Below are 23,513 nucleotides of genomic sequence, written 5' to 3'. Positions count from 1 at the left end.
GGCTTCATCGCTTAACCTGTGAATGGACACTCAACCATGGAATGCTTTCCAGAACGAACCTTCTGTATTAATGATATCCTTGATCTGGACAAAAGGAATCGTAAACGTTGGAAACCCTGCCGCATAGGGTGCGATATCATACGGGTTGAAGTAGAGATGAAGAGCATCCGCTGTGACAAAAAACGGCTGATCCGCACTAATCCCCGTATAGGTGTCCGGAAACACATACGAGTATTGAGGATCATTTTTGATCTGATCCCCCACAATCTGGCTCAACACTTTTACATAGTCACTATTCGGTTTAAATAAATCCTTCAACTCATACAACTGACCATTCGTCAGATTAATGATCGCATAGATCATCGTAGGCATACCATGCGCTGCACCCGCCGGGTAGTTATAACCTGTGAGTTGCAGTTGTAGCAATTGCTGCTGATAAAACGTAACATCAAAATCACCTGTATACGTATAATCCAGCTGCTGATCGGCAGGGATCGGTTTAACCTGAGAGAGTTGCTTCAACTTGGCATTCAGCGCAATTTGCTCCGCTTGGTTCGTTAATCCCTCCACCTGCGGATAATATACGAGGTAGTCCCTGTTTGGTTTGTACTTCTCTTCGCGTACACGGTACGGTGGATGAAGTGGAACGATTGTATTTTGCCGCCAGATGATCTGTCCTGCCCGATTCACATACGATAAACGCTGGTCTACATAGGCCTTAATCAGATCTGGTGCCACGACCTCCAGCGTACCCGAACCTTCTACATGGGGATACCCAGCGGCAGGTCTTCCACTCAGATCCAGCAGATAGGTTTGTCTGCCATCCGATGCGGAAGCAAGGCCATTTTTGTAATTGCCTACTTCGCGATATAGGAACTCCGTAAGTCTTCTGCCATTGGTATCTGCAATCGCGTATACAGAGCCAATATACGGCTGCTCCGGATTAATTGCTTGCCCTAGCGCATAACGATGCTCGCCTAGTTCGCGGATGTCATTATAGGCGGGTTGAATGATAAACGATCCTTGCGTATTAATAACACCGTAGATCGATTTGTAATCCTCCGCTGTATTCACAATCGCTTGCCCGCCGCTAAAAGCAAATGCCGATGAAAATTTGGGCTGAATGCGAATATTACCCCGTTCGTCGATGTACCCATATTTGCCCGAGGCCTCTTTTTGAAAAGCAAGCAGTCCATCCCCTAGTGGTCCCACATAGGCATATGGATACGTTGCGAGCCGATGTCCATTGCGATTAATGAGCGCATATTCATTGTCCTTAATCTGCACAACCGCTTTACCATCTTGAAAATCATTCGCAGAAGCGAACTGTGCAGGTATCACCTCATTGCCCGACGCATCCAAATAACCATACCGACTCACCGATCCATCTGCCTGACCAGGATTAGAATCGTAAAATAACGCTCGACCGTCGTTCATATTCGAGATATACGGGTACGCCCGTTTGGTCAGGACTGTACCTTGTTCATTAATCATCTTAAATCCTTGAGAATCAATTGTTATCGCCCGTTCTTCGGAAAAGGAATTGATGGAATCGTATACAGGTTGAACGACATACTGCCCCTGAAGGTTAATTACGCCGGCACGACCATCCTTCACAACCACAGCCAATCCATTTGGTTGGAACTCTTGCGCGTCATCCAGAACCGGCTCAAGCCGAATGTGGCCTTGGGCATCCATATACCCCCAACGCGTCCCACTTGTGGTTCGAACGGAGACTGGATATAACCATGTCCTTACCCGGGCATGACTTATAGGGACCATCGCCTGCTTAATTTTCTTTTCCAGCTCTTGTAGTACCTCTCTGGAAGGATACGCTTCCGGGAAACTGAGTGCCTTCTGAACTGAAGCGAGAGCTGCCGGATACTGGCCCGCGTGGTACTGAGCATCCGCAAGGTAATACCAGTAAAAGATATAATCAGGATATTGCTGGGTTAGTTTCTCGTAATATTGCACCACTTTGGGATAATAGGTTGCATATACGTCCGGTGCAGGAACCCATTTCCCATTCTGCCATCGGATAATCTCCACACGATAGGCTTCACCTGTGTCATGTATCCAGAGTGCAATCTCCACTTTCCCATCTCGGCCATGCGGACCAGGCATATCTATAATCTCTGCATAGCTATAGTATAGATCGTCAGGCGCCAGATCTTTGAGCCCTGATTCCGTCCACTCATATACGGCAAGCTTAGACCATATAGAACCAATCCGCCAACCGATAATAAGATTGTTCCTTGCAGTTGAAGTTACAGGGGCTGCAGTCATTAAAGTCACCCCATACCCCAATCCCTTAATTAGTGCCATCTTGATCCAATGTCCTTGAACAAATTTCAGAATGAGCAAATACAGCTCACCATTCAACTGATAGACTGCAGCAATCTCCGGCATGCCGTCACCGGTAAGATCTGCCGCATAGATCGCTGGATGTTGAACAGGTTTATCAATAGTGACGACCGTTGCACCAGCCGGAATATGTTGATTCACAATTTGCGTTAACAGCGGTTCGCTCATGGACATCTCAGTTTCCTCCCTTATGACCGCATTCGCCTAATGGTATGCGTCATAAATCGGGATATGACATGTAATTCATTTTATATAAGTTGAACTAAAGAATATTCTCACTTACCACTCCGATAACAGAACAGCCTTCTGATTGCACTTATTCCCCGATTCTTTGATTCACTTTTTATATTATTTATCTTGCAAAGTTACTTTCTCTCCATTGATTAGCAGGTAGCTCACATCATTCACCGGAATGGTCTTAGGGGATATCCACTTAATGAAATCCTGATCCAGCTGGAGGAAACCGGATGCGCCAGACAACTTTGTACCATCCTTCAGGTGTACTTCAATACTCAAGTCCTCCATCCGAATCTTGTTCAGCGCCTCACCTGTAAGCGTGACGCCAACTGCGGATAGGGTTACTTTTGCCCGTGAGGCTCCATTTGCATCAAGCTGAACGTTTCCTGTTTTGCTCAAACCATTTTGACTCAAGTTAAAGGTCGTTTTCCAATTCCCCTGTACAACTTCACTAATACTCGTAAAGCTGCCTTGAAGTCTCAGCTTATCTAATTCGTCAACAGCAGACAGATCATACACATACTCAATGTAATCCCCACCAATGTCTACTCCATTTTTCATGTATCTCCCGTAGCTAATGGAATATTGGGGAATATCGAGCTTTTGGCCTTGCTCATCCGTGAAGTAGAAGTATCCATGATTATACTCGCCAATCTCATTATTCGGATTAATCTGAATGTGTAACTTGCCCTCCACAAAACCTATATTGGAAATATGCATCCAATCAATACCGGAAACGGGGACATTCGTTACATCTTGATGCAGTACCGGAATTGGATCGGTTTCCAATTGAATATCCGTTGTACCTCCCAAGCCACTTATACGATCTTGATCCACGATATCATAGCTATTGTTTTGCTTTTCTTGTAACAACTGCTCCCAGTCCACTTGTACGTTGTAACCATCTTGTCGAGATGCACCTGACATCAGCGTATTGATCTGAACGGTAATCCGATTTTTGCTGACTTTTCCTTGAATGAGGAATCGGACAATAGCCGTTTTGTTCGCATCATCATAATGAATAATCTGAGCGTTGTTTGCATTACCTCCGGTTACTCTGTAATCATATACATCCAGTGTATCGTCAATGCGATGACCCGTCAGATCCGATAATGAAACATAGATTTCCGTTGTATCTCCGTCCCTGACAGCACCTATAACCTCCATTCGAATCCCTTGATCTTCACTCACCTGATGAACAGGCTGAAGAATGCCAATCCGATCTACACCTAGAAAATGAAGAACAGTAGACAGATCAATGATGCCCACCGATGCAGCTGCCCCTGTAACAAGACATAACGATAACGCAGCGGTTACAGGAATATAGATGGCTTTGCGATACCTTTTTCTTTTATTCATGGACTTCTTGGTCTGTGCGGATGGATCGGATGGATATAATATAGGTGGATAAAATGATGAATCTGATCTCGTAACGGTTGGTGGTTCATTCATCGCCAATTTATCATAGAACAACTTTTTAATATTAAAGAGGTTCTGCTCAGTGAATTCTTTTTCGGATTTTCGCATTTGATCGCCTCCTTTATTTCCTATTCATCCACCATGTCCTCAATCGTTGCCTGGAGCGATAAAGCTTGTTATGGACTTGCCTAACGTGTAGGGACAATGCTTCCGATATCTCATGGGGTCTCTGTCCTTCATAAAACCGACGTTTCATAATCTCCCGTTCCGGTTCTGGAAAAGATTCAATCATTTGATTAAGTTCCGTATATGTCTCTTTACTGATCATCTGAACCAACAAATCATCCGTTTGCACCGAATGAATCTCCTCTTCATATGTAAGCTCAGTTCTTCGATTAAGTTTCCGGTAGCGATCAATCGCTTTATGTTTTGTGATTGTTGCAAGGTAATTTTTCAGGCTACTTCGCCCAGACTGGAATGCATCCGGATTCTGCCAAAAAGCAAAAAATGTATCTGCTACGCATTCTTCAATCTCTTCTGTCGATGCATGATGTAGGATGGAATGAGCAATCTTCCATAACAAACCTGCGTAGTGGTTCATCACCCATTCCATGGCTTCAGGATCACGATTCGCTACTGCCTTCCGTATCTGTTCTTCTTCCACGATTAGATGCCCCCTCCCTTCCATGCTCATATGATCACGAGTGCTCGTGTTGATCCGTGCTTCCTACCTATATTCGTTTGGCAAATGACTTTTACTTACTCCAGGATAAAAAAAGATTTGCAGTGACCTTGTGGTCTTCTACAAATCTTTTTTTATCCTATAATACATCTTGTAATACATCTTGTTTATTACATCATATCGCTCTCATGGGTCTTCGCTTGGAATACTAACCAATATTACGCCTCTTCTTGCACACTCAATTGTACATATTGGGTGAGACGACAATACTGAAATAACAGCAACTCTTCATTACCTTGTCCAAGAGCCACGCTACGCCCTTCCTTGATGAGGTGATTCAACAACTCATGCAGGAAACTCATCTGCAACCGCAAGGATTCCGCTGCGAGCTGCTCAAGTACCTCAATATCTCGGATCGTAAACTGAGATAACCCGCGCAGCAGCAACTCTTCTGACCAGCCGTTAATTCTCTGCATGAACTGATTATATTCTTCCAAGTCTGCCCATCCTCCCATTACCGATATCCAGTTTCAGACTGAGCACCGTTTTGCCTTTCAGGAAACTGATTGGGCTAATCCGTTTTGGTTCCACACGCACAAAGGCATAGAAGTGTTCAAGCGATTGGGAACCATATCCTGACTCCAGTCTTTGGATCATCGCCTGCCAGTCAGATGAATACGGGAGAGTGAGTGCCAGTCTTTCCCCTTCGGTATTCTCAACCGTCAGGACAAGCTCCTGCGTTTGTTTGACAAAGTTATGGTCCACGATTCGAGCAACTTTGATTACAGCCAATCGTTCTTTGGGAGCAGCAAACAAGTCGAACGACCGCGATTCCTCTTGAAGTACAGTCGTTACATCTTGCATGGTTTTGCCCAGATTCAACGTTTCCACACCCGTTCGTGGCAAAATCGCAAGCTTGGCACCTTCCCCGGAAGAGATCCGGCGTTCTTCATTCACTTTAACTGAATGGAATTGAACTTCTTCACCGACGAACTGGCGAAAGGTCAGATTAGGTAGCCATGGTGTGAATGCACCATAATGCTCTGTATACGAGAACTGCTGATCATCATAATATACAGCACGTACATCGCTATAGGTGTAGATTTCCTCATCATCGAAACAATAGAAATAATAGGTGATTCCACGGAAACCGGATCGTGTCTCCCACGCGTCAGCTCCCAGTCCATACAGATGAAGTGAAGGCACCGTATAGTATTTACTTCGAAAACTGCCAATGAGCTGACTCTGCTGAATGGCAGACACCTTTTCTTCTTCAAGAACCTGGAGTGCAAGATACAGCTTGCTTACCCGATCCAACATGGATTGCATGGAGAAACGTATATGTCTGTTGAAAAACAACTGTAGTTCTCCTTGAATCCCTCGTAAACTGCGTTCTATGTCAGGCAGGTTGCCACTATGAGCTGCAATTGCCAATGTCTCCAGTTGTGCCATATAGGACTGAGGAAGGCGGGCCAGTCCCGTCTTCAACAATCCTGCCAGCATAACCCGACATTCCTGCACTGTCTGAAGAGAGAACTTGGCCTCGTACACCCGTCCACTTAATGCATCCCTATCATCCAGACCTTTAAAGTTCCGGTACCGTAACAAAGCTTCAAGCTTGGCCATTTTCCCGGCTGTCTGCTTCACCTTACATAGTGCTTTTGCAAGATTCGGTTCCTCCGTAAAAGACACCTCGATATTCTGGGTGGTCAGATGAACCGTAAGAAGTGAATCTTCAAAGATCTTAATTTCCTCTGGGTATCTCAGTCGGAAAACAACTTCCTCAATCATGGAAGAACTATACGATTTAATTAACACGGGAAGGTCAGACTCCGTCATCCAGCGAAAGCGAGACTCGATCTCACGTGATACTGTATGCGGAATTTCGCTTGGATCGTCCACATTTGATACTAAGTTTGATGCTGATTCTGTTACTGATACGTTTTTTGGTACGTCCAACGGATCATTATCCGATATCCCTGAGTCCTTATCCAGCGCATGCTTCTCGTCTGCATTCATTGAATCCTCTGCCGTATATTCCCGTTGATCATACAGAATTGCAATAAGCACATGCTTGCAGATATGATCGGCCGGGCAGGAGCATTCCCAATGATCCAGCGTATTTTCAAGCGTACATTGTGTCCCGTCACTGAGCTGACAACTCACAGATGATGCATTCCATGTGTACGTTACACTTACACCATTGTCCAACTCTTTCAAAGACCTTTTGTACAACCCCTTGTTGGCATACCGAATCAAATAATCCTCCGTACACAGCTTCGAAAAAATCCGGAATTTTTCCTTGAATCCTTTCACGTCATCAACGCCCCGTTGCTCTCAGAATATCGTAGATCGTTTCACTGAACACGCGACCTGGAACGTTGCCTAGAGCAATGGGTTTGTTGTCACCATAGTAATAATATTGCTTGTTATTCGGTTTGAAGAAATGAAGGGATTCCAGGGTAATGTCATCCAATCCCTCGTAATACGTGATGCTCGTACCGCTGAATTGCAATTCTGCAACAAGATCTCCGTACTCTTTATAAAATTCATGATACCAGCCGCCGTCCTGTGCCGGTCCTTTGATCCAACCGTATTTCTCCAGTGCTTTGGGGAAAGCCGTTGGTGAAAAATCAGACTCGGGCAGATGATCGTATTCATTCTTCGTTTTATCCTCATCTTCTGGCTGGTGAATCTCACGATTCAATTGCTCGAATGGTTGCTTGATCTCGTAATCCTCCAACTGCGTTGTCCAACCTTCAAGCGTTGCCTGATCCAGTTCCAGCGGGTGTATAAGTCCCACTTGCGCATCCGAAGGCAGATCGACCTCATCTTCATCCACAGAATTGAAGGTGCCGTCCTCCATATAACGGAAGGTGCTGATCAGAGCGCCATCCTCATACGTTCCCCAGATCAGACCAACAGCAAATTTTTGCATGATTACATTTTGTACAAACAATGCTTTCCACTCATCGGCAGACCACAGACGTTGCTTGGACAATGACTCTTCCAGACGCTGCGCCTGAATGTTAACCATGGATTTGAGATCTTTTTTCAGCTGTGTGAAACGTGCCTTGGACTGCGCTGCCAATTCAGGATCATCTTTCTGTGCAGGAGCAGGCAAACTCTTCACGGATTTGCCCGTTTCTTCATTTAAGACAACGACTTGTAAGTCTCCATTGACCTTAACCAGGAAGGAACGCTCTCCGTAACTCAGCTGCATGGTTCCTTTTTCATCAAAACCAAGTGTGGTGACCAGCCGATCCTCCAGTTGTTCCGAGGTAAGTCCCATATTATCGGCTGCAAGTTGCAATGCTTCTTCTGCTGCACCTTTCACCTGACGGTTCTTCACGCCACGTTTGATCTTGTCAATCGCCATAAGAGCGGATGGATCTTTCAGATAAGCGAGCACTTTTACAGCATCTGCTGCAATCGCGCCACGACTGTTTTCTGTCCATTCCTTAATTTGCGGAGCTAAAATATTTACAATCTGAATATCGCCAAAGAGTGCTGATACATACATCACCCATTTCTCTTTTGCAGGAGCACCTTCCTGAATCCAGACCTGGAGCAGTTCACTTGCAAAACGAGCGAGCGATGCCTCACTTACGTAATCTCGTAATTCATTCAACCGTTCATTAGGACCGGATGTATGATCCAATGATTGGACCAAAGCATACTGTTTAATCCGGTCATCTAAAGGCTGATTGTCTTCAATACGTATCAGTGAAGGGAGATCTTTCAAGGACAACCAGCTCAGTCTCGACAACTTTTTGGCATCCGCCTGATCAGCGAGTGCAGCATGGGCATACTCTGGACTTAGATCTGCGGTATCCAGCAGAATTTGGATCAAGCTCTTCCAATCGTCGGACTTCTCTTTCTTCAAAAGCTCACCGTACAGTTCCTTGCTGTTTTCCAGACTGCGGATTGCGGTCAGAGCCATTTCTTTGATCGCCACTTTTTTCTCCGAGAGGTATACGAGCGTATACAAGTCCTGATCAGGAATTCGGTTGAATTCCGCTAACGCCACGCCGTTGGCCTTTTTGGAAGAATCCTGCAATCCGGCACGAATCGCTTCGGCCAATATTTTCTTCGATAACTCATCACGCTGTTCAAAGGTAATCTCCAGAATTAAAATGCGTGTATCTGTTGGCAGTTTCTTGTACTGTGTCAGTGCATAGTCCAGATTCTGCTGAATGATTCGGCGGTATTCGTCATGCGGCATCGATTTGTATCTGTAGTCGGTCATGCCATTAAGTGAGATCAGGCTGGTTAGCAATTTCTCACGTTGCACCTCAGGGTCTTGCCCGTAACGTTGAAGCAGCTGCTCTCCACTAAAAGCGTATGAATTGTACATGTCCGAGATAATATCCAGTGTCCAATCGGGATGAGTAGTCAGGATTGCGAACCTGCGCATCGCCTCCGAATCCAAGGGCAGAAAACTAATACTAATGAGGTTGTGAACACGCTTCTTATCCCGATTCAGTTGATTAAACAACCCGCGACTATTTGGGTCCTCCCAATATTCCTCCAGGGTGTTTTCCCCACTTAAGTATCTTGCAATCGCAAGTCCTTGACGTCCCCCGTCCAAAGGATGCCGAAGAGCGTTAAATACCGCTTGCTCCAGTGATCCCTCCGCATTAGGCAATGTCAATCCTTGATCCTCCATGAATTTCTGAATGCAGAGTTTGAGGAATGGCGGTTTGATAATCTCGTATGCTCGAATCGCTTGTTCAGGACGATTCGCGATCGCGGATTGTAACATGTTCCAAGATACCGTGTACGAATTAAGCTCGTCCCGCAACATTTCAACCAACTGATAAGGCTCATCCAGAGGCACAAGTCCAGCAAGCAGATCATTTGGACTCTTGGCTCTAGGGTCCATACTCAGCAAGTAACGGCGAACTTCAAGTGGATAAATCTCATGTAATTGATGTACTGTGTGAAGCAAAACATGCCCAATCTCACTATTTGTATCAAGGAACCGTTGTTTACCTCCACTAATGTTAATCAGGTACAACAAGGCACCACTCACAAGTACCATAGTTTGATGGAATACTGTGTTTGAACATTGCTCTTTTGAAGAGAAAGACGTATTGGGATACAGTTCAGCTATGAGCTGACTACGCTTCTCCTTGAGGAATTCATCCTTCAATTCTTGGGAAGATCCGTTATGCTTTCCTTGAATATTACTGACCACTACAGGTTCAATCAACGTATGTAACTCGTCCCGCAACTTATCTGCATCATTAGCCATTACATGTTGAAACAACACTGGTAACGATTGAACAGAAGATTGAACCTCTGCAAGATGAGAAGCCGTGTCACTGAGTCTTGAATATAATTGCAGCAGCATTAATGCATTAATTACATCCCGGTAATCCCCTTGACTGTCCGCTTTTTTGGAATCAAAAAGCCACTGGGCACGCTTTAATTTACTCTTTAATTCAGTCAAAATTTCGTTCTCGCCTGCAAACTGTTTGATCTTCTCCAACCGGGACAACAATCCATCCATACGATCAGCACTTTTGCTCTTCCCGCTTAATCCGTAGGCTTCGGAGTCATTTCCCATACAGACAGTAAAGGCATCCGTTCTCCATGAATTTCTTTTGGAATAATTGGATTCCAGATATATCACAATAGCCCCGGCACGGTAAAAGATATCTCCGTCGTCTTTTTTGGCAAGCTTCATGAGCAGATCAATTGTTTGATACACATAATGACTCGAATTTCCCAACATATCCGGGAAATTGTCTGTCGTTCCCAAGACGTAATCAATAATTTCGGAGCTTCGATCTGTTTTTAATGAATACTCGTTTGAACAAGTTACTGCGAATTTCTCCACCAAAGTTTCAACTGCGCGGTCTGCGGTAAGCATTACACATTCCTCCTTGAATTTAAGTGATGATCTCGCCAATCCAATCCGCGAGTTCGTTAGGCGTAATTGCTGCTACATGTGCCCCCATATTGGTTAATGTCTGTGCGGCATGTTTGTTATAGACTGAATCCCCGTTAAAATCGAGCGCGGTGAGAACCAGTAGCTTGCATCCTGCATCAATAATATCTTTACAGGCTTTATACATTTGCGCGATCGGGTACCCTTCCTCCAGATCACTGACCAGAATAAAGATCGTTTTGCCTGGATTATCGATTAACGTTTCGCCATATCGCAACGCTTTGGTAATATGTGTCCCCCCACCGAGCTGTACATTCATGAGCACGTCTACGGGGTCTTCCAGCCTGTCGCTCAGATCAACAACCTGCGTATCAAATATGAATAATTTCGTGCGCAGCGCATTCAAGCGATAGAAGATGCTCGCCATTACCGAACTGTAGATGACTGAATCCAGCATACTGCCACTCTCGTCCACACCAATGATGATGTTCCACTTGTTATGGGGCTGGATATTCCCGTCGAAATACAGACGATCAATCACAAACCTGCGCTTGTTTTTATCGTAATTCTTCAAATTCTTGGTGATGGTTCGCTTGAAATTCAGATTGCGCAAGGATCGCACTGAACTGGAGGTATAGCGACTGCGCTTGCCCATGATACTCGCTCGGGTCTGCGATTCCAGCTTGCTGCGGAGCTCTTCAACCACAGTTCGCACGATATCCTTGGCGCTCTTTAATACCTCACCTTTCATCCGTCCTTTGAACTGCATAATGTTCTTGAGCAGATTCATGTTGGGTTCAAGGGATTCAAGCAGCTTTTTGTCCGTTAACAATTCTGTCAGCCCATAACGATCAAGCGCCTGTTTTTCCAAAATTTCTACCGTTGGTTTGGGGAATAGATCCCTTACTTTGTGCAGCCATTTTGGTACAGTCAGGTTAGACGCACCGCGTCCTCCCTCTTTTCGGTAACCTTGTTCTTCACCGTATTCACGGTTATACAGATACCCCAGAATCTCATCGATTTCCGTATATTGAAATTCAGCAGAAGTGTATTGGTCTGTATTACACAACCCTTCTTCCGCCGATTCACCGAGAATCAGACGCCATCGATTTAAGGTTTCAGCAGAATGTTGATCCCCTCGGTTGCTTCCATCCGTATTGGAACTTTCATTGATTTCTCCGGTTTCGGCCGTTGTCCGATTCGCTTCATTCATATTAGCTTCCATGCGGCAAACTCCTTTCGAAGCGCTTCGTCCCATGCTTTGGACTGAATCAGCATCTGCTCATCCACCGCAGGCCTCAACATCTCCTCTGGCTCAACCTGATGCAGACTCGCCACCCGTTCAGCAATCAAGCCCGTCTCCATGGGTGTAAAGTAGGTGAATGCCAGCCGCAATTCCGGTACCATACTGATGAAATCCTCGTATGACAGCTGTTCAATCAAATAATTCAACTCAGACAAGAGCTGTTCTTCATATAAAAAAGCGTCACGTGCTACAGTGAATACTCCCTGTAAAAAAAGTGCCGTTTGACGGGTCTGATCCGGTGTACCATGGATATACCCGCGAGCACGATCAACAATCTCATCCCTGGGCCTGTCACCGAGCCCTGAGGAAATAGCGACACACACACCCTCCAGCTGAGCCGGAAGCTGGTAATTCGACAGAAGCTCATTCAGATGTATTCGGAATGTCTCATCCTGAAAATACCCCTCTGATGACTCCGCGAGCATAGCTAACAGCTTCAATCCCTGAATAATGGCTTCATGTTCATCCGGATTGGCTCTGGAGAGCTGTAACAACTTGTCTACGGCATTCCTGTAAGCCTCGGATACTAGCTCAGGGAGTTGTTGCTCGTCAGATAGTCCCAGTAGCCTGCGGTGTTGATGAATTCGGTTCAAGACATGCAGACTATTACATAAGGATAGAAAATTCCCGTCCGTTCTCAGCGCTGAGCGGACCTGTTCATAGAGTTTCATCGCAGTGTCCTGAAGTCCCATGAGCAGCGCTTGAAGCATGAGTCGGGCAAGTTCACCGCTATGATGATCCGGTACTTCCTGCATCTGTTCTTCCATTTTGCGTGTAGCAGCCCCGGCAAGTGTTCCACCATAGAGAGAGTTCTCTATCAATCTGGCTTCAATGCGAGATGAGTACATATAAACCCATGTTTCGCGAACAAGATTCATATCACGCTCTGCGATCCAGTCCGGCCCCGATTGCCGTTTCGCGAATTCCGGAACCAGATAGGTGATGCATTGAATCAATTGGCTTATCTGACGATGCTCCGGTTTCGCATACAGATCCAGCACTTTCTTGTGTTGGCCTGTTGTACGAATCTGCAGTTTGTACTCTGTACAACGAGCCTTGAAGTCCTCCACGATGGGAATACTGAATGAATTGGGAGCCACGCTTCCAATGACGTCTCCTGTCAATAACTGCTGCAGCTCTTGCAGCGGTTTATCAGTCGCCAAGGTAAGCTCACCCTTCACAAAGGAAGAGAGTGCTGCATCCATCAACTCATAGACGCCGCCTTCCCTTTTACCACGAAGCCCGGCAAGACCTTGAATCATGCTGTACGCCTCAATTGCATCACTCGTTGATACATGCTCGTGTCCATCCCGTAATTGGCGCATCAGCCGAGATAACAAGTCCAGAGCCGTTAGATTATACGGTGTACTCTTTTTGCGAAGCAGCTGGTTCCAGATCTGATCGTAATAATTAACATAAGGCATGCCGCTCGCATATCCATTGAGCCGATCCGCTTCAGCAAAGGTATAGACCATTGGGTACATTTGTTGGTGAACCGTATCTGGATTAACCGCACTTTGTTGAGACGTTCCTGGTTTACCTTGTCCATCCAAACGTTGGTCTGTATGCCGTTTATCCATTTCTGGCTGTTCCAATTGGGATTCATGTTTCTCTGACATCAACAGTCCATACGTATGAAATCCACCGGTAATGACAAGCACACGGTCATGCTCCTGCACCGCTTGATTAATACGTTGTCTCATATGTGCTTCTCTTGCCAGATCACCTGAAGACTGTAATCGTTCCGTGGAATAACACATTCGGGATAAGGTACAATACGTGAATACATCCTGCACGAATGCCCGAGTGGATTTCTCCAGACCGCCAATTTCAAACACCTTTTCCCACAATTCATCAAAACTGCGGCAGTTTGTTTTTTGGCATAATCGGTTAATGAAATCAGACCCCGCAAGCAAGGTTTCGTCCTGAATGGAGATCTCCTTTTGTTCTGTCTGGCCGGATTTGGATGCACGAGTGGAGAAGTGTTGATAGTCCAGGTCAATAAACTTCGCCGGAATATCCAGCCGTTTTGCTTCTTTCAAAGCTACATATTCAGGCGAATAACGAAGCATCGGATAATAGCAAGCTTCTCTCTCCAATTCACTCTCATAGGTATAGTACAGACTGACAGGAGGTATCGTTGCCTCATCACTCAGCACCGAAATTAATGGATTACCGCTCTCCGGTCCTTCGATCAGAATAATATCCGGTTTGTAGTCCCCGATTAATCGTAACAAGTGATATGAACATGCAGGGCTATGGTGTCGTATTGGATAATAAACCGTATGATTACTCAGGTTATATACCTGGGACTCGAACAAGGATTGTAACTGCTCAACATCAGGGTCCAGAACTGCTGTTAACCGATCCATTTTCTCTCCTCATAATAGTCCTTCCACATTCCCTCTTCTCTGGAACGCTCTTTTACGACCTTGGAGAAGTAGGTTTTGAGAATGGACAGATCCTTGTCGTTTTCCTTCGCAATGGTGCCCAGCATGTTCTGCACCAACCGATCCAGTGCAATAGCTTTATCTTCGTAATAATAGGAAGTCATCGCACTCTGGACATAGACAGACACTGCTTCCGCCGTACTCATGGATGCTTGAGGGGTATCGAGCTTGTATCCTTCCCGTGTCATGCCGGTGCGTAGTTCCATAAATGTTGTAGCCAGCAATTCAACCACATCCGAGTTAATGTCAATATCAATTCCACTATGTAATAACAGGCTTCGTGCCTGGGATTCAATAATTTTGGCTTCCATCTTCACGTTATGAATGGGCTTGATCGTTTCAAAATTGAACCGACGTTTCAATGCACCACTCATTTCGTTTACACCTTTATCCCGAATATTGGCTGTAGCAATAACGTTAAATCCCGGTTGGGCAAACAATACACCACCATCCAGTTCAGGAATGCTCATAACCTTGTCACTGAGAATACTGATCAGACTATCCTGCGCTTCAGCCGGACAACGTGTAATCTCTTCAAAACGGGTAAGAATACCTTTCTTCATGCCGTTATATAACGGTGATGGCACAAGCGCAGCTTCCGAAGGGCCTTTATCAAGCAACATGGCGTAATTCCAGGAATACTTGATCATATCCTCTGTTGTGCCTGCTGTACCTTGAATCGTGTTTAAACTGGTACCGGAGATCGCTGCGGTCAGCAGTTCGCTAAGCATGGTCTTGGCTGTCCCGGGTTCTCCCACGAGCATTAATCCTCGATTGCCTGCCAGAGTAACCACTGCACGTTCAATTAACACGTCATTGCCATAGAATTTGCGGGTAATCGTGATCTCTTCTCCATTTAATAACGCAGGCTTATCCCTGCCAATAATAAAATCGCGCACATAGGCGGGAGATAACAGCCAGTTCGGGGGACGTTTCCCCTGATCTTCCTCTCGCAGCGCACGTAATTCAACCTCGTATAATGTCTCGGCGGGTGGTTTAAGCATCTCCATCGTCAAGGTGTCTCCTCTCACGTAAACAGATCGTATGTTCTTATTCCTATCATTTTATCACAGCACTCCAGCAACTACCCGGTAAAACGATAAAAATGGTTGAAACGTCCTTCTTATCAGCACTTCTTCTAAGTCCATGGACATAGCCTCTAGCGCAAATATGAAGGTGAAATATCCTTACAGCCGTGCCAACACACTGGTTTCGGATCAGAATCAGCATGCTTATTACCCATTTAAAAGCATTGTAGGCCATATGACCTTAGGAATCATTACACTTTCGATCGTGTGTTTCAACCAAATCAAGCCCATTATTACAAAGAAGACACAGGCCATCAGAGCCTGTGTCTTCTTATATGTTCAATTTTCACCCAATATCTATGAATTTTGATCGAAACAACCAATCTCTTAGAAGTTCCTACTTACATTCTACGCCCGCATGAGGCGGAATACAGCTCGTACCACTCATAACGGGTAAGTTCAATATTCGTTGCATCACGACAGGCCAGAATACGTTCTGGTCGAATCGAACCAATGACAGGTTGAATCCCTGCTGGATGCTTCATTAACCAAGCCAATACAATAGACTCCGGTGTAACTCCACGCTCCTTAGCCATTCGATCAACTAATTGAGCCGTATGCTCAAGTTCAGGACGCTGTCCCTCAACTACCCTGCCAGTAAATCGCCCCTGAGCAAGGGAACCCCAAGCTTGCAGTTGAATATGCTCTGCCTGACAATATTCCATCGTGCCATAGGGAAACACGTTGTCTCTGGCTTGAGGACGATTTACCGTCACACCAGCCTCTACGAATCCGATTTTGTCCAGACTCATCTCCAGCTGGTTCACAATCAGAGGTACTTTACTATGAAGCTGAAGAAGACGAATCTGTTCAGAACCCATGTTAGACACACCAAAATGGCGCACTTTACCGGAATGATGCAGCTCAGCCAGTGCTTCTCCAATCTCTTGCGGATGGGCAAGTGGGTCAGGACGATGTAACAGCAAAATATCCAGATATCCGATTCCGAGCCGTTCCAGGATACCGTCCACACTCGCCAGGATATGTGCACCTGAGGTGTCATAACGCTGCGGTCCTTCATCATCACCCACAAGACGTATACCGCACTTCGACTGTATAATGATCTGTTCACGCAAACCGGGAGTTTCGGATAAAACTCGTCCCAAGACATGCTCTGCCTTACCACGTGTGTAAATATCCGCCAGGTCAAAGTGATTAATGCCGATTTCAATAGCTGCCTCTACCGCTTGATGACCTTCTACGACAAGATCTGAAGTAATGGGGAACCCATCCCATTCACCCCCAAACCGCATACAGCCAAGAACCATTCGACTTGCCGGAATCTGGTGATGATGCAAAGGAAGTTGTGCGTAAGACATGTCAGCGTTCACCTCATTTTCATTTTTACCAAGCATAATAACCGATTCTCTCTACCATGTCTTCTTCCATCTTCCTCTATTTTCCTGCTCTATCATCCATATGAAGAAAAAACAAGGTTTCAAAAGCTTGTGTATTGAATATATAGAGGGTGCAGGTATTATGCAGGAATATGAGAGGAGATTTTGCATTTGAATCCGAATGAATCCAACGAGTCCTCAAAGCCAGCGTTTTTCACGAAAGAATTCACGCATAACCCTTACTCGGTATATGAAATGTTAAGAAAAGAGGAGCCTGTTTTCAGAGTCATGTTTCCTCACGGGGAATTCGGCTGGATTATTACGCGATACGAGGATGCAGTTCAGATCCTGAAAGATCCTCGCTTCAGCAAAGATATGGTCCGACGTTACGGCGCTGACAATCAAAGCATCTTCTCCAATAATATGTTGTTCTCCGATCCGCCGGATCATAAACGTCTTCGGGGACTTGTGCAGAAAGCATTCACACCCAAACTGGTCGCAGACATGCGGAGCCATATTCAGGGCATTGCTGATGAACTGCTGGACAACCTCCCGTCACAGGAAAAAATGAATCTGATCGATGACTTTGCCTTCCCACTGCCCATCATTGTCATTAGTGAAATTCTGGGAGTCCCTCTTGACGATCGTGACAAATTCCGCATCTGGTCCAATACGATAATTGATGCTTCCATAGCCAAGAGCGCCGAGCTGTTTGAGCAACATGCCAGGGAGTTTACGGATTACCTTACGGCCTGGTTTGCAAAAGTTCGCCAAGATCCCGGCACTGATCTGATCAGCCAGCTCGTTATTGCGGAAGAATCCGGGCAGCAGTTAACTGAACAAGAACTGCTTGGCGTTGTCTCCTTATTAATTATTGCCGGTCATGAAACAACCGTGAATCTGATTGGAAATGGGATTCTCGCCCTGCTGGAGCATCCGGAGCAACGCGAACTGCTCATCAACCAGCCCGAGCTTATTCACAATGCCATTGAAGAGATGCTTCGCTATAACGGACCGGTGGAGTTCAGCACATCCCGCTGGGCTCTGGAAGATATTGAATTCCGTGGAGAACGTATCGCTCAAGGTGATCTTGTCATTGTTGCGCTTGATTCCGCCAACCGGGACGAACAGCAGTTTAAGGATGCTGATATTTTCGATATCACACGCGAGAAGAGTTCGCATCTGGCTTTTGGCAAAGGCATTCATCTCTGCTTGGGAGCACCGCTTGCTCGTCTGGAAGGTGAGATTGCAGTCAGCACACTTCTGAATCGTTTTCCAAATATACAACTTCAGGCAGATGTGAATGAACTGGAATGGAGACCTGGTATGAATGTTCGTGGTGTCAAGGAAATCCCGGTTCAACTAAAATAATGGCTAAATATGAATAAATGAAAGTGAGGCACATTACATCATGGAAATGAACACCTTGGTATCGATCGTTTTGCTGCTTCTGATCTTTGTGTTACTGGTCAGAGTCACCAGCCTGCAACGCCAATTAAATGAATTGAAAAGAGATGTCGAGCGTCTGGAGAACGGTTCAACCGACAGCGTCCGATCCGACTTCAATTACACCTTGTCGCCGAAAGAAGCATCTCTTTCCCACACAAGCCAACCAGCCCAAACGGATCTGGATCAGGAACTGCTTACACTGATACAACAAGGGAAAAAAATTATGGCGATCAAACGACTGCGTGAAGCCAGAGGTCTTTCGTTGAAGGAAGCCAAAGACTATGTTGATTCTCTCGATCGGTAATATACAACTCACATAACTCTCGGGGGAAGTTACTCGAGACTTTCGGCTGTTAACACAGACGCAGTAGAAAGTCTGGAATCTTCACCGAGAGTTTACTTTTCAAACGACATATGCTACTGTTATTTCTATATTACTAGAAATAAGAAATAAAGACGAAAGGACCGATCATTATGCAATCAAACTCAAATGAGATTGAACAAGTCGTCAAAATTCATAAAGCACTGGGCGAGCAAACACGCTACAAAATCATTCAGATTTTATCGGGCGAAAGCAACCTGTGTCCTGCTGATCTGGAGAGCCGCCTTGTTACGGTTGCGCTATCAACTCTGTCTCATCATCTGAAACAGCTATCCGATTGCGGCCTGCTCACATCGCAGAAGAAGGGTACGTATATCTACTACAGCCTAAACACGGAGACCGCACAAAAGTTTGTTCCCTATCTGCTAAATAAATAAAAAATTTGATTTATATTTCTATATAATTAGAAATATTGAAGCAATGTACAATATTTATTAGTAAAACTAGGTCACCTAAGTTTACGCTTATACCAATATTCATTATCTAGGTTGTAGCATTACCATTCGCGCAGATGGGTTGCATTTAGAGCATTCATGTCTTGTTCTATCGTCTTTATTTCTATATTTCTAAAAATATAATAATAATCAGAAAGAGGTTATGTTTCCATGTCTTCTACGCTCAAAATCTATGTTCTTGCCTTGGTCAGTTTCCTTGTAGGAACGTCCGAATATGTCATTGCTGGCATTTTGGATCGCATTGCAGATACCATGAATATCTCTTTAATCGCTGCCGGACAGCTCATTACAATTTTTTCACTCGTATATGCGCTCGGTACACCTGTCATTATTGCACTGACTTCGCGCTGGGACCGTCGCAAGCTGTTGCTATACTTCCTCGGTCTATTCGTTGTGGCTAATGTTCTTGCTTACCTGTTGCCGGGTTATGGACTGTTCGTCGCAACACGAGTGTTGATGGCTTTAGGCGCGGGCGTTGTTGTTGTCACGGCATTAACGGTTGCTTCCCAAATAGCGGCGGAGGGCAAACAAGCTAGTGCAATCGCCACAGTAATCACTGGATTTACGGCTTCTTTGATCGTTGGCGTTCCGCTCGGAAGGCTTGTAGCTGCATCTTGGGATTGGAAGCTTGTTTTTGCCGGTATCGCCGTTCTTGGAGTTCTCGCCATGCTGGTAATCGCGGCCGCCATTCCGCCTTCCAAAGCAGAAGCGCCTGTTCCGCTGAAGAAACAACTGTCTTTGCTCAAACAGCCACGAATTGTTTTGGCACTGCTGGTGACATTTTTCTGGTTAGGTGGTTATTCCATTGCCTACACGTACATTTCACCTTACCTTGTATCCGTTTCAGGAATGAGCGAAGCACTACTCAGTTCAGCTTTACTTGCATTTGGCATAGCAAGTCTGATCGGTTCAAAAGTTGGAGGGTTCAGTGCTGACCGATTGGGTGTCAAACGAACGCTGATCACAGGCATGACATTGCATATCGTAAGTCTGGTCCTGTTGAATATAACGGCAAGCTCTCATCTGGCTGTCTTCCTTGTTCTGATTTTGTGGTCTTTTGCCGCCTGGTCTTCGGGTCCAACTCAGCAATATAACCTGATCACCATGGCTCCGGAATCCTCTGGCATTATGCTAAGTCTGAATAGTTCGGTTATGCAATTAGCCATGGCTACCGGCGCAGGTATTGGCGGAATCGCGGTCAGCAACGTTTCATTATCATCCATTACCTGGATTGGCGCTGTCGGAGTCGCTGTTGCCGTCATCATCGTTATAGGCTCGTATCGTTCAGCACCTCTCAAAAGTACACAAACCAATACATCGCACAACGTTGCATGATATGAATTTGTAGTACAAAAAACAAACCAAAAAGAGAGGCACTGTACGTATACAGTTGCCTCTCTTTAAGCATTTTAACGGCTATTCTATTACCGATAAGCAGAACTCTTATTGGGCCGTAACTGCACCATCGATCGGATATACTGCACCATTGATATAAGGCGCTTCATCTCCAAGCAGGAAGGAAACCAAGTTCGCGATCTCTTCCGGTCTGCCCAGACGTCCGGATGGAATGCTGTCAACAGTTGCCTTGAACACTTCAGGATTGTCTTTACCGAACTGAATGACCATCGGTGTCTCAATTGTACCTGGGGCAATCGCATTTACACGAATGTTGTCCTTGCCGTATTCAATCGCAGCTGTGCGGGTCAAGCCCACTACGCCATGTTTGGTTGCTGCGTATGGTGCAACTGCGGGTACACCAACAATACCGGCCGTAGAGGCCGTGTTCAGAATGGAACCTCCACCTGTTTTGAGCATTTCAGTAATTACATACTTCAACCCGTAGAATACACTTCTCAGGTTAATATCAATAATCTGGTCAAACTGCTCAATTGTATGTTCGATCAGCTTGATACCAGGACCTGCAATACCTGCATTATTAAAGAACATGTCGATTCGTCCGAACTCTTCGACTGTTTTTTTCACATAATTCTCAACTTCAGGTGCTTTACTTACATCTGCTTGTACAAAAATAGCTTTACTTCCCAGCTTCTCAATCTGCTTAACCGTTTCAAGACCTGTCTCTTCGACAAGATCCACAACGACAATGGATGCACCCTTCTCAGCCAGCTTCAATGCTGCTGCTTGGCCCAATCCACTTCCTGCTCCAGTAATAATGGCTACTTTTCCTGCGTGACTCATGTTGATCTCCTCCATGTGTGTGTGTCATCTTGTGATTGGATCGATGAATACGATATGAAACGTACTTACATGCAATGATGCAATATGTAGGTCAAAAATGGCATAAAACCTTCCTGACTTTACCTATTCTAATAGACTTTCGACATAAAAACAAATCATATAATATGTATTCATACTATATCACCTGTCACATTTTCAGCATTTTTATTGAAGGAGCACACAACTATTACGTCTTGTTGCATGCTCCTCTTTTACAAATACAATACTTTTTAATTCGGTATCTCTATAACTTCAAACGGTGCATATCCGCTTATCAAAACACTTTAACGCAGCAAATTCGTTTTTGCCAATTCAATAATTTCGTCCCCTCGTCCGTTGAGCACGGCTTTCATCATCCATAAGGTGAATCCTTCCGCCTGTTTGATATCAATCTTCGGAGGTAAGGACAATTCCTGACGATTCACCACCACGTCAATCAGCACAGGACCATCATGCTGAAGCGCACGCTGTACAGCTCCTTCGAGTTCATCCGGATCCTCAACCCGAATCCCTTCCATGCCCATGGCTTGAGCAACCATCGCAAAGTTGGGATTAATAAGCTCTGTTCCCGATTCCAGGAATCCGGCAGCTTTCATCTCCAGCTCAACAAAACCGAGTGCTCCATTATTAAACACCACAACTTTAATCGGCAGATTATGCTGTTTCAATGTCAACAGATCACCCATCAGCATCGTAATACCGCCATCACCCGACAACGAGATGACTTGTCTGCCCGGATCAGCGACCTGAGCACCAATTGCCTGTGGCAAAGCGTTTGCCATCGTACCATGACTGAATGAACCGAGCAGTCTGCGATTACGAGACATCTCGATATAACGGGCCGCCCATACTGTCGGAGTACCGACATCACAGGTGAAGATGGCATTTTCAGCTGCTGCATCACTAATGACCTTGGTCAGGTACTGCGGATGAATGGGCTTTTTACCCGGTTTTCCAACGGCCAGCTCGTCTAGATCTTTGCGTACTTTCACATAACGATCCACACTTTTACGCAGATGTTTGTCACTGTGTTCTTCTGTCAGATAAGGAAGCAAAGTTTCAATGGTCGCTTTCACATCCCCACATACGCCGTAATCCAGCTTCGTGCGCCGACCCAGATGGGAAGATTGAATGTCGACCTGAAGGACTTTCGCATCTTCGGGATAGAATTGACGATATGGGAAATCCGTTCCCAGCATTAATAATACATCACAGTCCATCATGGCATGATAACCGGATGAATACCCAATTAAACCCGTAAGACCCACGGAATAGGGGTTGTCATACTCCAAATATTCCTTGCCTCTTAGCGCAATAACCATCGGGGATTTCAATCGATCACAGAGCTGCATGAGGGGTTCCCGAGCGCCCGCGCAGCCTGCACCGCACAACAACGTGATTTTTTTGCCTTCATTCAGATATTCCGCCAGTTTCACGAGTTCAGGCTCAGAGGGATGTACCACGGGGTTGGTTGCGTGATACACATGCTCAGGCACAGGCAGATCCGCTGCTTCAAGTCCTGCTACATCCCCCGGCAATACAACGACGGACACACCTGAACGTGCAACTGCTGTCTGAATGGCCATCGTCAGAGAACGCGGCATCTGTTTGGCTGTTGTAATGACTTCACAATAATCGCTACATTCCTGGAACAGATACTCCGGATGGGTCGCCTGAAAATATTCACTGCCAATCTCGTCACTTGGGATATGTGCAGCGATGGCGAGTACAGGAACACGATTGCGGTGACAATCGTACAGACCATTGATCAGATGCATATTACCAGGACCACTACTACCTGCGCAGACAGCGATACTTCCACTGACCTGAGCGTCCGCCCCAGCAGCAAATGCAGCTACTTCTTCATGTCGTACATGAATCCATTCAATTTTCCCAGAACGACGAATGGAGTCGAGTACCGCATTCAAGGAGTCTCCAACAATGCCATATATACGTTTGATGCCAGCGTTCAATAAGGATTCAACCAGAACGTCCGCGACTGTTTTTTTCATAATAGGTGAGTCTCCTTTAATTGCTCATTTTGATTATGTTTCCACTCGGTTAATATACCTATTCTTATACCCCAATCTTTCGAAAACCGAACCAACTCAATATGTATGTCTGGATATATGAAACAAAACCAGCCCCTTAAACCTTTATTCCAGCTATAGCAAAATGCCAAAAAATCCGCTTGTCGAATGACAAACGGA

At 45.5% G+C, this 23,513-nt stretch carries 16 protein-coding genes; 4 read left to right on the top strand and 12 right to left on the bottom strand.

The window, feature by feature from the left end; all coding sequences use genetic code 11:
• Positions 1-30 precede the first annotated feature (30 nt).
• From AC1DE7_RS30110 to AC1DE7_RS30065, 10 genes are all read right to left on the bottom strand, one after another.
• A complete protein-coding gene (locus AC1DE7_RS30110) occupies positions 31-2,538 on the bottom strand; it encodes a WG repeat-containing protein (protein ID WP_477535782.1) in 2,508 nt (835 codons plus the stop codon).
• Between the two features lie 174 nt (positions 2,539-2,712).
• Positions 2,713-4,128, bottom strand: coding sequence for a hypothetical protein (locus AC1DE7_RS30105; RefSeq protein ID WP_477535781.1), 1,416 nt, complete (start codon positions 4,126-4,128; stop codon positions 2,713-2,715).
• Between the two features lie 13 nt (positions 4,129-4,141).
• Positions 4,142-4,684 (bottom strand): sigma-70 family RNA polymerase sigma factor, encoded by a 543-nt coding sequence (locus AC1DE7_RS30100; protein ID WP_211083611.1) that lies wholly within the window; start codon positions 4,682-4,684, stop codon positions 4,142-4,144.
• Positions 4,685-4,920: 236 nt separating this feature from the next.
• Positions 4,921-5,199 (bottom strand): hypothetical protein, encoded by a 279-nt coding sequence (locus tag AC1DE7_RS30095; protein WP_076250459.1) that lies wholly within the window; start codon positions 5,197-5,199, stop codon positions 4,921-4,923.
• Positions 5,186-6,937 (bottom strand): hypothetical protein, encoded by a 1,752-nt coding sequence (locus tag AC1DE7_RS30090; protein WP_477535780.1) that lies wholly within the window; start codon positions 6,935-6,937, stop codon positions 5,186-5,188. Before AC1DE7_RS30090 ends, AC1DE7_RS30095 begins: the two co-directional genes overlap by 14 nt.
• An 85-nt stretch (positions 6,938-7,022) precedes the next feature.
• Entirely contained in the window at positions 7,023-10,580 is a 3,558-nt protein-coding gene (locus AC1DE7_RS30085) for a DUF4132 domain-containing protein (RefSeq protein WP_477535779.1), read from the bottom strand.
• 19 nt (positions 10,581-10,599) lie between these two features.
• A complete protein-coding gene (locus AC1DE7_RS30080; RefSeq protein WP_477535778.1) occupies positions 10,600-11,823 on the bottom strand; it encodes a VWA domain-containing protein in 1,224 nt (407 codons plus the stop codon).
• The gene (locus AC1DE7_RS30075) at positions 11,808-14,276 is read right to left on the bottom strand and encodes a DUF5682 family protein (protein WP_477535777.1); all 2,469 of its coding nucleotides are present in this window, start codon (positions 14,274-14,276) and stop codon (positions 11,808-11,810) included. Before AC1DE7_RS30075 ends, AC1DE7_RS30080 begins: the two co-directional genes overlap by 16 nt.
• Entirely contained in the window at positions 14,264-15,364 is a 1,101-nt protein-coding gene (locus tag AC1DE7_RS30070; RefSeq protein ID WP_477535776.1) for an ATP-binding protein, read from the bottom strand. Before AC1DE7_RS30070 ends, AC1DE7_RS30075 begins: the two co-directional genes overlap by 13 nt.
• 419 nt (positions 15,365-15,783) lie before the next feature.
• Entirely contained in the window at positions 15,784-16,761 is a 978-nt protein-coding gene (locus AC1DE7_RS30065) for an aldo/keto reductase (protein ID WP_477535775.1), read from the bottom strand.
• Positions 16,762-16,950: 189 nt separating this feature from the next.
• Here AC1DE7_RS30065 and AC1DE7_RS30060 point away from each other — a divergent pair, with 189 nt between their 5' ends.
• The 4 genes from AC1DE7_RS30060 to AC1DE7_RS30045 all read left to right on the top strand — a co-directional run bounded on the left by AC1DE7_RS30060 (position 16,951) and on the right by AC1DE7_RS30045 (position 20,400).
• Positions 16,951-18,150, top strand: coding sequence for a cytochrome P450 family protein (locus AC1DE7_RS30060; RefSeq protein WP_477535774.1), 1,200 nt, complete (start codon positions 16,951-16,953; stop codon positions 18,148-18,150).
• 40 nt (positions 18,151-18,190) lie between these two features.
• Entirely contained in the window at positions 18,191-18,532 is a 342-nt protein-coding gene (locus AC1DE7_RS30055; RefSeq protein ID WP_477535773.1) for a ribosomal protein L7/L12, read from the top strand.
• A 170-nt stretch (positions 18,533-18,702) separates the two neighbouring features.
• Positions 18,703-18,987, top strand: a complete 285-nt coding sequence (locus AC1DE7_RS30050) for an ArsR/SmtB family transcription factor (RefSeq protein ID WP_036613842.1) — start codon at positions 18,703-18,705, stop codon at positions 18,985-18,987.
• A 228-nt stretch (positions 18,988-19,215) separates the two neighbouring features.
• The gene (locus tag AC1DE7_RS30045) at positions 19,216-20,400 is read left to right on the top strand and encodes an MFS transporter (RefSeq protein WP_477535772.1); all 1,185 of its coding nucleotides are present in this window, start codon (positions 19,216-19,218) and stop codon (positions 20,398-20,400) included.
• A gap of 108 nt (positions 20,401-20,508) precedes the next feature.
• Here AC1DE7_RS30045 and AC1DE7_RS30040 read toward each other — a convergent pair whose 3' ends face one another.
• Positions 20,509-21,264 (bottom strand): SDR family NAD(P)-dependent oxidoreductase, encoded by a 756-nt coding sequence (locus AC1DE7_RS30040; RefSeq protein WP_076250445.1) that lies wholly within the window; start codon positions 21,262-21,264, stop codon positions 20,509-20,511.
• A 323-nt stretch (positions 21,265-21,587) separates the two neighbouring features.
• A complete protein-coding gene (gene poxB, locus AC1DE7_RS30035; RefSeq protein WP_282321182.1) occupies positions 21,588-23,315 on the bottom strand; it encodes a ubiquinone-dependent pyruvate dehydrogenase in 1,728 nt (575 codons plus the stop codon).
• Between the last annotated feature and the right edge of the window lie 198 nt (positions 23,316-23,513).

Source organism: Paenibacillus sp. 10L310 (assembly GCF_056395745.1).
This window is presented reverse-complemented; position numbering and strand designations above follow the sequence as displayed.